This is a genomic window from Microbulbifer variabilis (genome assembly GCF_023716485.1).
GTDB classification, from domain to species: domain Bacteria; phylum Pseudomonadota; class Gammaproteobacteria; order Pseudomonadales; family Cellvibrionaceae; genus Microbulbifer; species Microbulbifer variabilis_B.
The window spans coordinates 2,589,643-2,604,310 of the sequence record NZ_CP092418.1 but is presented as its reverse complement, the minus strand read 5'-3'; the positions used below and the strand labels follow the sequence as shown (position 1 = coordinate 2,604,310).

12 protein-coding genes are annotated in these 14,668 nt (G+C 47.2%); 6 read left to right on the top strand and 6 right to left on the bottom strand.

Annotated elements, in window-relative coordinates:
- Positions 1-344: 344 nt before the first annotated feature.
- From MJO52_RS11480 to MJO52_RS11460, 6 genes are all read left to right on the top strand, one after another.
- Positions 345-2,528: an FUSC family protein gene (locus tag MJO52_RS11480; protein ID WP_252081801.1), complete on the top strand. Its 2,184-nt coding sequence runs from the start codon at positions 345-347 to the stop codon at positions 2,526-2,528.
- 17 nt (positions 2,529-2,545) lie between these two features.
- On the top strand, positions 2,546-2,758 hold the full coding sequence (locus tag MJO52_RS21445) for a DUF1656 domain-containing protein (protein ID WP_353505426.1): 213 nt from the start codon (positions 2,546-2,548) through the stop codon (positions 2,756-2,758).
- Between the two features lie 2 nt (positions 2,759-2,760).
- Entirely contained in the window at positions 2,761-3,882 is a 1,122-nt protein-coding gene (locus MJO52_RS11475) for an HlyD family secretion protein (RefSeq protein ID WP_252081800.1), read from the top strand.
- On the top strand, positions 3,860-5,386 hold the full coding sequence (locus MJO52_RS11470; protein WP_252081799.1) for an efflux transporter outer membrane subunit: 1,527 nt from the start codon (positions 3,860-3,862) through the stop codon (positions 5,384-5,386). Before MJO52_RS11475 ends, MJO52_RS11470 begins: the two co-directional genes overlap by 23 nt.
- A gap of 191 nt (positions 5,387-5,577) precedes the next feature.
- Complete coding sequence (locus tag MJO52_RS11465) at positions 5,578-6,462, top strand: arylamine N-acetyltransferase family protein (protein WP_252081798.1); 885 nt, start codon at positions 5,578-5,580, stop codon at positions 6,460-6,462.
- Positions 6,459-7,037, top strand: coding sequence for a flavodoxin family protein (locus MJO52_RS11460; protein ID WP_252081797.1), 579 nt, complete (start codon positions 6,459-6,461; stop codon positions 7,035-7,037). Before MJO52_RS11465 ends, MJO52_RS11460 begins: the two co-directional genes overlap by 4 nt.
- Positions 7,038-7,980: 943 nt before the next feature.
- On the opposite strand, the gene MJO52_RS11455 is transcribed toward MJO52_RS11460, so the two are convergent.
- From MJO52_RS11455 to mnmA, 6 genes are all read right to left on the bottom strand, one after another.
- The gene (locus MJO52_RS11455; protein ID WP_252081796.1) at positions 7,981-9,402 is read right to left on the bottom strand and encodes an 8-oxoguanine deaminase; all 1,422 of its coding nucleotides are present in this window, start codon (positions 9,400-9,402) and stop codon (positions 7,981-7,983) included.
- Between the two features lie 346 nt (positions 9,403-9,748).
- A complete protein-coding gene (locus MJO52_RS11450; RefSeq protein ID WP_252081795.1) occupies positions 9,749-10,171 on the bottom strand; it encodes a GNAT family N-acetyltransferase in 423 nt (140 codons plus the stop codon).
- Position 10,172: 1 nt separating this feature from the next.
- The gene (locus MJO52_RS11445; RefSeq protein WP_252081794.1) at positions 10,173-11,327 is read right to left on the bottom strand and encodes a cupin domain-containing protein; all 1,155 of its coding nucleotides are present in this window, start codon (positions 11,325-11,327) and stop codon (positions 10,173-10,175) included.
- A gap of 157 nt (positions 11,328-11,484) precedes the next feature.
- Positions 11,485-12,858, bottom strand: coding sequence for an adenylosuccinate lyase (gene purB / locus MJO52_RS11440; RefSeq protein WP_252081793.1), 1,374 nt, complete (start codon positions 12,856-12,858; stop codon positions 11,485-11,487).
- A 15-nt stretch (positions 12,859-12,873) separates the two neighbouring features.
- Positions 12,874-13,509, bottom strand: a complete 636-nt coding sequence (hflD, locus tag MJO52_RS11435) for a high frequency lysogenization protein HflD (protein WP_152453442.1) — start codon at positions 13,507-13,509, stop codon at positions 12,874-12,876.
- Positions 13,510-13,518: 9 nt separating this feature from the next.
- Entirely contained in the window at positions 13,519-14,664 is a 1,146-nt protein-coding gene (mnmA, locus tag MJO52_RS11430; protein WP_252081792.1) for a tRNA 2-thiouridine(34) synthase MnmA, read from the bottom strand.
- Between the last annotated feature and the right edge of the window lie 4 nt (positions 14,665-14,668).

Below are 14,668 nucleotides of genomic sequence, written 5' to 3'. Positions count from 1 at the left end.
CCTATACAAGTTATCTCTTTGCCTATGCCAAAACTACAGGCTATAAAAAGAGACTGACGGAGAGCCTTAGACTGTGAGATGAGTTTTCAAATGCTAATTTCATTTTTTCGTTTATAACTTATGTCGTATGTTGAGATATAAGTTTTCAGTGATCTTCGCTGACACTCATACTTTATTGGCACTTTAAAATACGCTTTGTGCGTGCTGTATCTATAAGTGTATCCCTGATTTAGTTGCTTTCTTATATGCCATACTTCCTCCTGCCAACCTAAAAATTACATGACTTGTAATCATTAGGGTGTCAAAAGCTTGTCGCTTTATCGTGAAAATACTCGGAGATAACATTGTACCTGTCTCGCAATGTGAAAGAGTCAATAAAAATTGCGCTGGCTTTGGTAATTGTTTATGCCATTGCAATGGGTATCAATTGGGAAAAACCTTTTTGGGGTGCATTTGCCGTTATTGTGTGTAGTCAGGCAAACTTGGGGCAGTCGTTAAATCGTGCCATTTTGTGGATGCTGGGCACTCTGTTTGCACTTCTAGGCGGCTGGATAATCGTCGCATCATTCCCTCAAGATCGATGGCTTTTTATGATTGCGCTATCGGTATGGGTTGCGGGCTGCGTTTATATCCTGCAAAGGTCAAAGCGTCAGTATTTTTGGATGACCTGTGGCTACGTTATTTTGATGTTATGGGATGCGACCGGTGGTGATTTATCCCTTTCTTATGAGGAAGGGATATTCCGTATTCAAGAATCTTTACTGGGTATTATTGTATATGGGCTTGTAGCTGTTTTGATCTGGCCAAATTGTAGCCGCGAAGAACTGCATGAAGCAGCGGTTTCCCTGCTAGATATGCATCGTGCTTTTGCAAATAGATGTTTTTTAAGAATTCAAGATCGAAAGAAAGTTAAAGTCCTTAGAGATAAGCGAGTTGAACTGTTGAGGGCAGATACACGCTTGCGCACAGCTATTAATGATGCCAGTTCTGATAGTTATGAAATCTGGGAGTGCCGTAGGCAGTGGGAGGCATTTGGTCATCGTACAACAGCGGTAACACAGTCATTACTTAAATTAGAAGAGAGTTTGGCCCTATCCAGTGATTTGGGGATTATGAAGTTTCTTTTGAATATGAATGACTATTTGGAAGTTATGAGAGGGCGATTTAAGAGAGTTAGATTTGCCATTGCTGAAGATGAGGTGGCTGGAGATGCTCGGGAGAGGGTGGTTAGGGGGGACGTTGAAAAAGTAAAAAAGGAGCTGTCAACTCCAGAGACTGCCGCAATAGCTGTAACAAGGCGTTCTTTGAATGATTTGGAGGTGGAAACCCGGGCACTAATTAATGCTGTAAATGATCTAAAAAGCCTGGAATTTTCCAGTTCGAGTACTTCAAGTGAACGTGAAGAATACTGGTTTGGATTGTTAATGCCTGATCCTGATAGGCTGGCTAATGTGGTTCGCGTGCTAGTGGGGATCTGGATATCTTATTTAGCTTATTTATTTGTTCCAGATATGATAGGCGGGCTGCTTGTTGTACTTTTAATTACAATTATAGCAATCATAGCATCTGTAAGCCCACAAATTAACTTATTTAAATCTTGTATATATACAATTCTCGTATGCTTAATGTCCGCACCTCTTTACTTTTTAGTTATGCCAAAATTGCAAGGATTTTATTCGTTAGGGTTAATGGTGTTTTTCTGGACTTTTACTATTTCCTATTTTGCAAATCGAATGTTTGGTGCGCAGTCAATGATAAGAACCTTGGCTCTGCTCTTTCCGCAAATTATTTTCAACTTTAATAATTATCAAACTTATAGTTTTGTCGTTTATACAAATTATATATTTGTGCTGGCGATTATTTTTTGCATACTGGCGGTATCTAGAAATATCCCGATTTCCTCTCATCCAGAAAGAAATTTCAAAAAAAATGTGAATCGACTCCTTGATAGTGCTGCGCGTTTAGTGGTTGAAGGCGATTTGCCGGCCTTAACAAGACGCTCAATATTTCATCGCCTTTATGTTTTATATCATTTAAATATCGTTGTGATTTCGCATGAGAAGATCCTTTACTGGAAAGAAGGTATTGATGTCAATAATATTAAAGGTATGTCGAGGGATCAAATGCGAAGGGTAATAGATTTACTTATGCTGATTGCTAATCAGGTTAAGATTTTGTATGGAATTGATCACTCAAAAATGAAACTTGTTGCAACCAAAAGTATGCTGCGCGAGGTGTTTATTTGGAGATCTCTCGCAGGAAAAATATTGTTTTACTTGTCAGGGGAAAAGCGAAATATAAACATCAAGTCTTTACGAAGAGGTTATAGGCGTATATTTGATAGAGTAAATGTGGATGTTGGAGGGCTGATGGAGCTCTGGGAAAATGATGAGGAGACTGCAAAGGGGGTGTCCAACTTTTTGTACTTTTTGGGTGTTACCCACTGTATTAGCAATTACCTCGATGAGTTTTATAAATTATCAGAGTCCGTAGATTGGAAATATTTTTGTGAAGAAAGATGTTTATGATTCAAATAGGTTAATGTATGGAAAAGATACCTCATGATGTATCAGTAGGAGGTTTTTTTATTTCTCCAGTTCTAGTTGCGGGGGTACTTGGGGTGCTCGCGGCATTACTTACCGCAAGACTTCTGGATCGTTACCGCCTTTCTAGATACTTCGCAAACCCGCCAGTAGTAATTATATCGTTGAGCATTATCTACTCAGTCTTTATTGGGTCAGTATTTGTGGGTATTTAAGGGTGGAGAAGTTTAGAAAGTACATACTTACGGCGAGTATGGTATTCCTGGCAATTTTTGTATTGGTTCTTCAGTTTTGGAAGTATCTCAACAACCCCTGGACTAGAGATGGGAAAGTGCAGGCGGATATTATCCAGGTTACTCCTAGAGTTTCAGGTCAAGTGGTTTCGCTGCCTATTAGAGATAACCAATTTGTCAATGCGGGTGAACTTCTATTTCAAATAGACCCAAGAACCTATGAAGCCGCTTTGGCGGAAGCCAAGGCTCAATACGAGGAGGCAGTCGATATTTATAATGCTCAGAGGGAGAATATTCTGGCTTATGAGGCTAGGATAAGGGAGTCCTCCGCGGCTATAGATTTGGCGCAAAGCAACATCAATGCACTAGATGCAGAGATCACCAAGGCTAGAGCGGAGTATAGGCGTCAGCAAGAACTACTTCCTCAGCGCGCCACTTCAGTGAGATCTCTTCAGGCCGCACAAGCTGAGTTTGAGTCGTCAGTGGAGTATCGGGCTGGTGCAGAGGCAACACTCGTTAAATCCTTAGCTGCTTTAGAGCAATCTCAGGCTGAATTAGCACAGGTCCGTGCGCAACTCGGTGCACTTGGGGCAGATAATCCTGGTGTGCGCGCAGCTCTGGCTTTAGTACGTCAGGCTGAACTTAATCTGGAATATACAACGGTGACGGCGCCTGTATCCGGATATGTTACCAATCTGGATTTTCGCTTCGGTGATCAAGCTGTAGCAAACCAGCCCGCACTATCAATAGTGGATATTAGTACTTATCGAGTAGAAGGTTATTTTCGTGAAACCTTTATACGCAGAATTGCTCCAGGGGATAAGGCAATAGTGACATTAATGGCATACCCACATAGGCCACTCAAAGGGTATGTTGAAAGCATTGGCTGGGGTATTGCACAAACTGATGGAACTGCGGGTAACGACCTTTTACCACGAGTTGATCCAACTTTTGAGTGGATTCGTCTCGCTCAGAGAATTCCGGTGAGAGTTCATTTGACAGAAAGGCCTGAGTCTGTCGAGCTTCGTGTTGGTTTTACCAGTTCAGTGCTCATATTGAGCAATACTGCGAGCGCCGACCAAGATGATACGGCGCAAAATCCTTAGCCTGTTTAGGTTTGAATATCTACGCAAGTCCTTAGCTCTTGGTGCTTTTTCTGTATTTGTTGGTAATGGTTGCATGCTGGGCCCAGATTATGTACCGCCCCCTGTTACAGTTGAAGACACCTGGATTTATCAAAACAGTAAACGGGTAGATATCCTTGAAACAGTGAATCCTTACTGGTGGCAGTCTGCCTTCGCCGATCCTGTTCTGGATGATTTGGTAGAGCAGGCAATAGAAAATAACCTGGAATTGCGATCAGCCGCATTAAGAGCACTGCAAGCGCAGCAGCTCCTCGCTATTGCAATAGGGAATCAATATCCCCAGATACAGCAAATTGAGGGGCTCGTAGATCGCTCCAAATATGTTCGCTCCGGTATAACCGGAAACTATCAGAGTGAGTACTACCTTAATTTCAATTTAACCTGGGAGTTGGATATGTGGGGGCAGTTGAGGCGATTGGTTAATTCCGCCGCAGCTGACTTTGAGGCCAGTATGGCTGAATATGATGGGCTGCTTGTCTCAATCATTGCACAGGTAGCGCAAACATATATCAATATTCGCACTGTAAAACGCCGTATTCAGGTGGCACAGGAAAATATTCGTATTCAGACTGAAGGGCTAAGAATCGCTGAAGTAAAATTTCATGCAGGAGAGGTCAGTGCGTTGGATGCCGAACAGGCCCAAACCTTATTAAGTAACACTCAGGCTGCTGTTCCTGCGCTGGAAGCTACGCTTCAGCAGTTCAAAAATACCCTTTCAATACTACTGGGTATGCCCCCTCATAGCCTTAATGACCTCCTTTCTGTACCTCCAACGGTGCCCCATGTGCCCTCAATTATAACGATAGGCATGCCGCAGGATCTTTTGCGTCAGCGTCCTGATATTCGCCAGGCTGAGCGGCTTCTCGCAGCACAGGGGGAGCTGATTGGTGTTGCTCGAGCGGAGCTATACCCAAACTTTGCAATCGGTGGGCTAATAGGAGCAATTGATATCAGGGGGGGACAGTTAAATGGCAGAAGTGATGCTTGGGATTTATTCGTTGAGTTTGATTGGAATGTGTTTAATTATGGCCGGTTGCGCAACAATGTGCGCTTGCAGGATGCGACCTTCCAGCAACTGGTATCAGACTACCAGCAAGTGGTCTTACAGGCGCAGGTTGATGTTGAGAATGCCATAGTTGCATATCTCAAATCCCAGGAACAACAGTACTTTTATAATATCGCCGCTATGGCTTCTGAAGAGGCCGTCAATCTCTCCATGACGCAATATGTCGACGGAGCGATACAGTTCAACACTGTTATCACCACGATGGTTTCAAATTTTACCCAGCAGGATCTCTTGGTGATTGCCCAAGGTGCAGTAGCAGCGAATCTAGTTCAGGTTTATCTTTCTCTTGGGGGCGGCTGGCAGATTCAAGATGGACTGACACCATTGGAGTTATTACCCGAAGAGACAATAGAGGATATGCTTCGCAGGACTCACTATTGGGATAAGATCTTGGAATAAGGTCTCTTTGCACTTGTCTGGCCCGCACCAATCCATTAATCCGTATCTTCAGGATGATCAGCATACCATCAGCCGTTTAGAGACATTTGGCGCAAAAAGAGTAAAGAGAATTAGCAATCGATATTGACCTAAACCAAGGTTCAGGTATTAGACTGCTGCTATTGTTGATTGGCCATGAGGATTGAAGTCAAATGACACCAAGCACCCATAACATCAATTTATCAAAATACTTAGCACGTATTGGTTACCGCAATAAGCCAGCCCTGGATTTGAAAACCTTAAGGGATATTCTTACACAACATATTCGTACTCTGCCATTTGAGAATGTAACGTCCTTTCTTGGGAGTCCCGTGAATATTGAAATGGCCGCTATTGAGCAAAAGCTTGTGAGCCAAAAGCGTGGTGGTTATTGCTTTGAGCAAAATGCTTTATTACGGGCTGGGTTACAGCAGATAGGCTTTGCTGTTACAGGGCTTGCCGCTCGGGTTCTTTGGCAGACTCCACCGGGCCACCAGCCAGCTCAGTCTCATATGATCTTACTTGTAAAAGTAGGGCAGGTACCGTATTTGGTGGATGCGGGCTTTGGCAGCAATACACTGACTGCACCTCTGCGCTTAGATGTTTCAGGTCCTCAGAGTACGCCCCACGGTACTTATCGCCTAACTCAATCGGGAGAGGACTATCTATTAGAAGTGAAGGTCCATGATGCCTGGCATTCAATGTACAGCTTTGATTTACGGCCACGTACAGCGGGCGACTATAAAATCGCCAATTGGTTTTGTAGTACTCACCCTGAGTCCCGTTTTGTAGAGCACCTGATTGCTACTCGTGCTTTCCCCGAAGGGCGTCATGCTTTACTGGATCGCCAATTGAGTTATCAGCCGATAACTGGAGCAAAGACAGTCATCATGCTGGCGAATGTTGAAGAGTTACGCAAAACGCTATTAAGCATTTTTGGGATCGAGGTGCCCGAGGATATATCTTCCTTTGAGAGGTTAGCTGGCCTCTTTGAGAATGGCTCATCTCAAAAGGTTGCAGAGCATGCTGCTGTGAACACTGATCGGGTCGCATCATGATTAAAGCAGGAGTTGTTTATCACTCCGTTTGCGGCAGTACAAAGACATTGGCAGAAGCCACTGCGGATGGAATTAATAGTATCTCTGGATGTGAAGGAGTTACATTTGCTGTTGAGGCCAAGCATATTCAGCACGGGCGCTATGAGAATCCTGACTTGATGCATCGTCTGGATCAGTGTGATGGAATTGTGCTGGGCTCGCCAACTTTTATGGGGTCGGTTTCAGCCCAGTTTAAGGCTTTTATGGATGCGGCCAGTGAACGTTACAGTAGTCGCGGCTGGGTTGATAAGCTATCTGCAGGTTTTACTATCGGCAGTAATTTCAGTGGGGATCAGCTTAATACTCTAACGACTTTGCAGATATTTGCCGCGCAGATGGGGATGTTGTGGGTGCCTAATGACATTTTACCAAATCTGGACGTACAGGGGCGAAATAGAAGTGGTTGTCAGTCCGGTCTTGTGGCCGTTGTTAATAGTGAAGGGGCTGTGCATGAGCTTGACCGACTTACGGCTTTATATTTGGGGGAGCGAATAGGGCGTCTATTAAAGCGCTTTAGTCCTTGCGGCAGTATCTAATATCCAACAAATAAATTTTGATACAACTTTAGGGAAAGTGGCGTAGCTCAAGAGGAATAGCCTCGATGTTCTTTAATTGAAAGGACTGAGGCTATTTTGCGTTATCTTTAAAAGAAAAATCTGCTAATGAGGCCGAGACAGATAACTAGATCTGTCAACTGGAAGGCTGATTGGTAACTTAGGAATTTTCACTTCTCGTGGGCAAGGGATTAAGATATTTGGTTTTTATTTCTGTTAAATCAAAATATTGAAGGGGTTCTAGCTTAGGCCCAAGGACTATTTGCAAAATACGACCTAATATAAGCCCTGAAGTAAGTACCATTTCTGTGGCTAACTCGTGCGCTGATTTTGATATATGGACTTGAATGATTGAAAGGGCCAGGGCGGAGTCTCTGAGCCCAGCTCCTGCGATTAAGCAATAAGTCCTTGTTGGTAATATGTAGGCATGACTAAAGTGGTCGAAAAATCCAATGATGAGACGTCCAGTGATTATTCAGAACAAGATCACTGTATTGTTGATAGCCCCTTCCCATATATTTTTACCAAAAAAATCTACTTGAATTTGTATATTCTAAAAATCGAAGTGTGTAAGAGTACAGTCTTAGAGATAAATATAAAAAATCAGAGCCGCCCAATACTGTGTAGAATTCCTGCAAATTCTAAACTTGCTTGCAAGTGGTAACAGATACTCCTTTGACTCATTTGAAATTTTTGGTTTGCTGTCGGTATGGAGTCCCATTTCGGTTTTGGGCTAGAGAAGGGCAAATAAAACTGAGAATGCAGCGCTGGTTGAAAAAAAACCGTACAGCAACGCCCTAGGTAGATACCTTTTCTTTCCTTCCACACTTACTACTATTCTGTGCCCATTAGCCATTAGCCATTAGCCATTAGCCATTAGCCATTAGCCATTAGCCATTAGCCATTAGCCATTAGCCATTAGCCATTAGCCATTAGCCAATAACCTCTGGCTCCATTGATTGTGATCTCGAATAACGGGTTCCATATTTATTGAAGTAATCTCTCCATTGCTCACAACTTGTCGACCGTGAATTACTACAGTTTTTGCTGATTGGGGGGCGCAGAAGACTATCGCGGCAACTGGATCTGAAAGAGCCCCGGCATATTGAATAGTGTTGAGTTCTAGAGAAAAGAAATCAGCACAACGCCCAACTTCCAATGCTCCGATATCAGTACGATTAAGAACGCTGGCACCACCGATAGTGGCAAGCTCTAAAGCTTCCCTGGCTGTCATCCATTCCGGCGAGCGTAGAGGGTGGGACTGAGGAAGTTGGGCGTAGCGATGTGGCCCCTCCGGTGGGCGAAGGCCCATGCGCAACCTTGAGAGCAACATTGCCTGGCGGGTCTCCAAGAGCATATTGGAGGCGTCATTGCTGGCTGACCCATCCACACCAAGTCCCACTTTAATTCCAGCTGCAATATAGTCTTTAACGGGGGCTATCCCTGATGCAAGGCGCATATTAGAGCTTGGACAGTGAGCGATGCCACACCCGGTACGAGCAAAAGTATTTATTTCTTGTGTATCGATGTGTATTGCGTGAGCAAACCAAACATCGGGCCCCAACCACTCGCTTTCTCCCATCCACTCCAGAGGGCGCTTGCCAAATCGTTCTAAAGTGTGGCGCTCTTCATCAAATGTTTCGCAAATATGCGTGTGTAGCATAACGCCTTTATCACGGGCCAGCAGGGCAGTTTCTTTGAGCAGATTTTCTGAAACAGTAAATGGAGAGCAGGGGGCCAGAACAATTCGAGTCAGGGCTCCATAGCTTGCATCGTGATAGCGATCAATGACCCGGATACTGTCTTGGAGAATAAAATCTTCATCTTCGACACTTTCATCTGGGGGTAAGCCCCCTTGTGATCTGCCCAAAGACATGGAGCCGCGGCTTGCATGGAACCTCACCCCTAAGTCCTTTGCTGCTTCAATATGAAAGTCCACTTTGTTGCCACTTTTAAATAAATAAGAATGGTCAAAAACCGTGGTGCAACCAGAGAGAATAAGCTCAGCCAAACCAATCAAAGCACTTGTGCGAGAGGCTTCTGGATTTATCCGGCTCCAGATAGGGTAGTGAAGCTGAAGCCAGGCGAATAAATTTTTGTTCTGGGTCGCTGGCAGGTTGCGGGTGAGAGTCTGGTTTAAATGGTGATGAGTGTTCACCAGTCCTGGTAGGACTATCTGCCCGCTAGCGTCAATAATGGTGTCAGCGCTCATGGGTAGTTTATCTGTGGGGCCTACAGCCGTGATAATGCCTTCTTCGGCAAAAATACCGCCATTGGGAATCTCACGTCTTTCTGAGTCCATGGTTACCAGTACTTCAGCGTTCTTAAGCAGTAGTGTCTTGGGCATATGATCTGAGCACTCACTTATAGGGTTTCCTGGCATTCTGATATTAGCCTGGGCAGTCTTTCGCAGGGCGAGAGTTTTGACCCGAGTAATAAGTAGCCGGTACTCCTGCGGTTACTCCAAGTTGCGATACGGAATCCAGTTCAGAGCACTAAAAGAATACACTTACAAAGCCGTTATCATTTGTTTTTATTTTACCGCTAGCTACGTCGACGAATATGTTAGTCAGAAAGAGGAGGGGGAGTAGTCTCGCGAGACCTAAAAATTAGTGGCGGACATTTCGTCTTTAACGAGCAGACGGAAATGAAGGCGTCGGTATGCGTAAACATACCAGCGCCTTCATTACGGCCTAGTGCAACTGACGAATCATTTTAATATGAGGGATATTAGCCTCGTAAAAGGTTTCTCCCTCTGGGATAAAGCCACTTCGAATGTAGAAGCCTTCAGCATGCTGTTGTGCATGTAGATATACACTGCGAAAGCCCTGTAGTTTGGCAAAGTCACAAATCGCCTTGAGTAACTGGGCCCCCAGACCTTTGCCTCGGGCGGATGGCATGATCGCCATCCGCCCAACTTTACCACTTTTGCTGAGCCGCCCGGTTCCAACGGCAACATCACCATTAAAAACTAGGAAGTGTTGTGAAGATTCTTCCTGGTTATCCCACTCCAAGTCGGCAGGAACTTTCTGTTCCTGGACGAACACAGCTTCGCGGATAGTGCGAATGCTTTCTTGTTCTTTTTGCCAGTCAGCGGGGCGCACCAGTGCGGCCATATCAGAAATCCTCAGGGGGATAAATCAGTGTGCCTTGGGCTACCAATTGGTCTATTAAACCATCGAAGTTGGCAATTTCTGGATAGGTTTCAATGTCGCTCCAGGAAATTTCGTGGGACTCGGCAAATTGTTGAGCAAAGGTGAGTGGTGCGGTTAGGGCTTCACCGTCGACAAATAACGTGGCCGGCTCCCTGGAAAAGGCGACTCGAGATGCGGGGTTTAGCACCAATGGCATCCCCTTTGGCATTTGCTCACGCCAGTCAGCGGCCTCATCCGCGTCTAGTGCGACGGTATCAGGGTATTTTGCTTCAGTCATCACTGCGCCAAACCACTGAGTGACCTTCTCTGGTTGCCTAAGCCACTCGGCCAGTTGTTGTTGTAAGCGAGCTACGGACTCGGGATCAACTTCCGCTGGGGATTTTGTCGGTTCCATGCCGGCATCGGTATAACGCAGGCTATCCTTCAGTCCCATTGCCACTTCGGCCGCGAGATCTTCCAATATGGCTGAGGCAGAAGGTGCTCGGAAGCCAATGGAGATCGTGGTGCAGCCGCCCTCGGCGATACCCCAGTGACTGTATTGTGGCGGGAGGTAAAGCATGTCGCCAGGCTCCAGTACCCAGCTGTTCTCAGCATTAAATTTTTTCAGGATATTGAGGGGCGTGCCTTCCAGGCGGGGATTGGTCTCATCCACTTTCGCTCCCTGCTGCCACAGGCGTTTGCCCTCGGCTTGGAGCAGAAAGACATCGTAGTGGTCATAGTGCGGTCCGACACTCCCCTGATCCGCCGCGTAACTAATCATCACATCATCCAGGCGCCAGTCTGGGATAAAGCGAAAATACTCTTTTAATTCAGCCACTTCGGAAAGCCATTGATCTACGGCTTGTACAAGTAGGGTCCAGTGCGTGCGGGGTAGGGATAGAAAGTCTTCCTCAGTGAAAGGGCCGTTGCGTAGCTCCCAGGGACCGCTCTCGCCATTTTCAAGCACCAGGCGAGATTCAATCGTCTCCTCCAGAGCCATTCCGGCAAGCTCTTCTCCTGATATGGGCGATTCGAAGTTGGGGAAAGCATTGCGGATCAGCAAGGGTTTTTGTTGCCAATAATCGCGCATAAAAACTTCAATCGGCATATCGCCGAGATGGGTAAGGGGGCTTGCCACGGTAACTCTCACTGTTTGTTGGGCTGGGGAAATCTTCTCTAGTCTGCCACTAATAGGTGTAACTCAGCCCGAGGTTAAAGCTCTGCAGAGTAGAGCGGCAGTAAAGAAATTTGAATAAATTTCCGGCCACTGCGGTGTGGCCGGAAGCGGTGCTCACTTAGATTTTGCGAGCTTGCTCGACGGCGTTACCGATGTAGGATGCAGGAGTCATTTCCAGCAGTGCGCTTTTGGCTTCCGCAGGAATTTCCAGATTCTCGATAAACACTTTCAAGGTTTCGCGGGTGATGCCCTGGCCGCGAGTAAGGGCCTTCAGTTTCTCGTAAGGCTCTTCGATGTTGTAGCGGCGCATCACAGTCTGGATCGGCTCTGCCAGCACTTCCCAGGAGCTGTCCAGGTCTTCTGCCAGGCGTTCACGGTTGATTTCCAGCTTGCCCAGCCCCTTCATGGTGGCGGCATAAGCGATGGCAGAGTAACCGGCACCCACACCCATGTTGCGCAGTACGGTGGAATCGGTCAGATCGCGCTGCCAGCGGGAGACTGGTAACTTCGCGGCCAGGTGCTGGAATACAGCGTTGGCCAGGCCCAGGTTTCCTTCGGAGTTTTCGAAATCGATAGGATTGACCTTGTGCGGCATAGTGGAGGAGCCCACTTCTCCGGCAACGACTTTCTGTTTGAAGTAACCGAGGGAAATATAGCCCCAGATGTCGCGGTCAAAGTCGATCAGGATGGTGTTAAAGCGCGCAATAGCATCGAACAGTTCGGCAATATAGTCGTGTGGTTCGATCTGGGTGGTGTAGGGGTTCCAGGTCAGGCCGAGCGAGGAAATAAATTCTTCCGCATTCTTTTCCCAGTCGATATTTGGGTAGGCAGACAGGTGGGCATTGTAGTTGCCTACAGCACCGTTGATTTTACCCAGCAAGGGGACAGCCCCTACCTGGGCTACCTGGCGGCGAAGGCGTGCAACCACGTTGGCGAGTTCCTTGCCCACGGTCGTAGGGCTGGCGGTTTGGCCGTGGGTGCGAGACAGCATGGGCACGTCGGCGAAATCCTGGGCTAGCTGGGCGATCTTTTCTACCAGGCTATTCATTGCGGGCAACATAACGTTGTCGCGACCAGCGCGTAGCATTAGAGCGTGGGACAGGTTGTTGATGTCTTCAGAAGTGCAAGCGAAGTGCACGAACTCGCTTACTTTTTCCAGCTGGGCATTGCCGCTGATTTTTTCTTTGAGGAAATATTCAACCGCTTTCACGTCGTGGTTGGTGGTGCGCTCAATTTCTTTGATACGCCCAGCATCTTCCAGGGAAAAGTTGGCCACAATGCTATCGAGTAGCTGGTTGGCAGCTTCATCGAACTGCTCTACCTCAGTGATTTCTGAGTGCGCGGAGAGTTTCTGAAGCCAGCGCACTTCCACTTCAACACGGGCGCGAATCAGGCCGTATTCACTAAAAATTTCGCGTAGTGGGGCAGTCTTGCTCTCGTAGCGACCATCAATAGGGGATACCGCTGTGAGTGCGGAAAGCTCAACTGTCATAGTAAATCTCCGGGATTAGTTTTTTATAGATTCGATCTGTGCGATTAGCTCGTCGGTCGCACGCAATAGCTTTTTGCGTTGAAATAGCAGATGCAGGCGCCTTCCGCCCAATTGTCGCCACAGCGTGGCTGAACGGATACCGGCAAACAGCATTGAGCGGATTTGGTTAGCGACGCGCTGTTGCTGCAGAAAATTAAAATCTCCCAGCACCTGGATACGAAAGCGGAAAGTGCCGAGGGTATCGCTATAAATACTGGCGAGATTGGAAAATACATTCTCGTGGGTGGGGGCAAAGTGTTCCGCCTGAGTCTTGGCTTTTTCGAGGCGGCTGCCAATGATGGAGAGCAACTCTCCTTTCTTACTCAATTGCCTCTGCAGATAGAGCACAGATAATGCATAGCGCAGGCAGTCTGTGTATTCAGGGTGTTGCCGCGATTGCAGTAACTGCCGTGAGACCTGCAAGCCGGGCAGCAGCTTCTCTGCGCCGGCGAACACATCTTCGGTGCGATCTGGGTTGAGCTGGAAAAGGCTGTATACCCCGGTTTCCAGCTGGGCCTGGGGAGCGGTGCCTGTTTTGGCCAAGCGCTCCACTAAAGTTGCGGATTGAAATATTCCGGCCAATGCCAGAGCCTGATCCCGCCAGTTATTCAAGGTTACTCCTTAGTGTTTCTTGTATTTTTCCGGTACGGCAGTGCCGATACCTGTAGCCTGTTCGATAACTGCGCCGCCGAGACATATTTCGCCATCGTACAGGACCAGGGATTGTCCTGGGGTAATTGCCCGCTGTGGCTCGTCAAATTCCACAGTCAGGTTACCACCCTTTTGTACCCGTATTGTGCAGTCCTGGTCTGGCTGTCGGTAGCGGGTCTTCGCTTGACAGCGGAAAGACTCACCTGGTGCGGCGCCATTGATCCAATGTGTTTGGGTTGCCACCAGACCCGTGGCGTAAAGCAAGGGGTGATGTGCCCCCTGGGCAACAATCAATACGTTGCGCTCTAGGTTCTTTCCGACTACGTACCAGGGTTCTTCGCCCGCGCCTTTTACCCCTCCGATACCAAGACCCTGCCTTTGTCCTATGGTGTGGTACATCAGACCGGCGTGGCGCCCCATAATTTCACCTTCTGGAGTTTCCATGTCGCCCGGCTGGGCGGGCAGATACTGTTCCAGAAAGTCCTTGAAGCGGCGTTCGCCAATAAAGCAGATCCCCGTACTGTCTTTTTTATTGTGGGTGATAAAGCCGTTTTCCTCAGCGATACGTCGTACTTCAGGTTTTTCCAACTCGCCCAGTGGAAATAGAGAGCGAGCGAACTCACCCTCGCCGACAGCGTGGAGGAAGTAGCTTTGATCCTTGTTGCCATCCAAGCCCTTGAGCAAATAGGTGCGACCTTCTATATCGCGTCGGCGGGTGTAATGTCCTGTGGCAATGGCATCAGCTCCCAGAACTTCGGCATATTCCAGGAAAACTTTAAACTTGATCTCCCGATTGCACAGAATGTCCGGGTTAGGCGTGCGTCCGGCCTTGTATTCTGCCAGGAAGTATTCGAAGACATGGTCCCAATACTCGGCAGCAAAATTAGCGGTATGCAGTTTGATGCCCAGTTTTTCACATACCGCCTGGGCATCGACCAAGTCTGCTTTCGCGGTGCAGTACTCAGTGCCGTCATCTTCGTCCCAATTCTTCATAAACAAGCCCTCCACTTGGTAGCCCTGCTGCATGAGCAGAAGTGCGGCTACAGAGGAATCCACACCGCCGGACATACCGACGATGACGCGCTTGGGCTGTTTGTTGTGCGTGGAATCAGGCATAAGA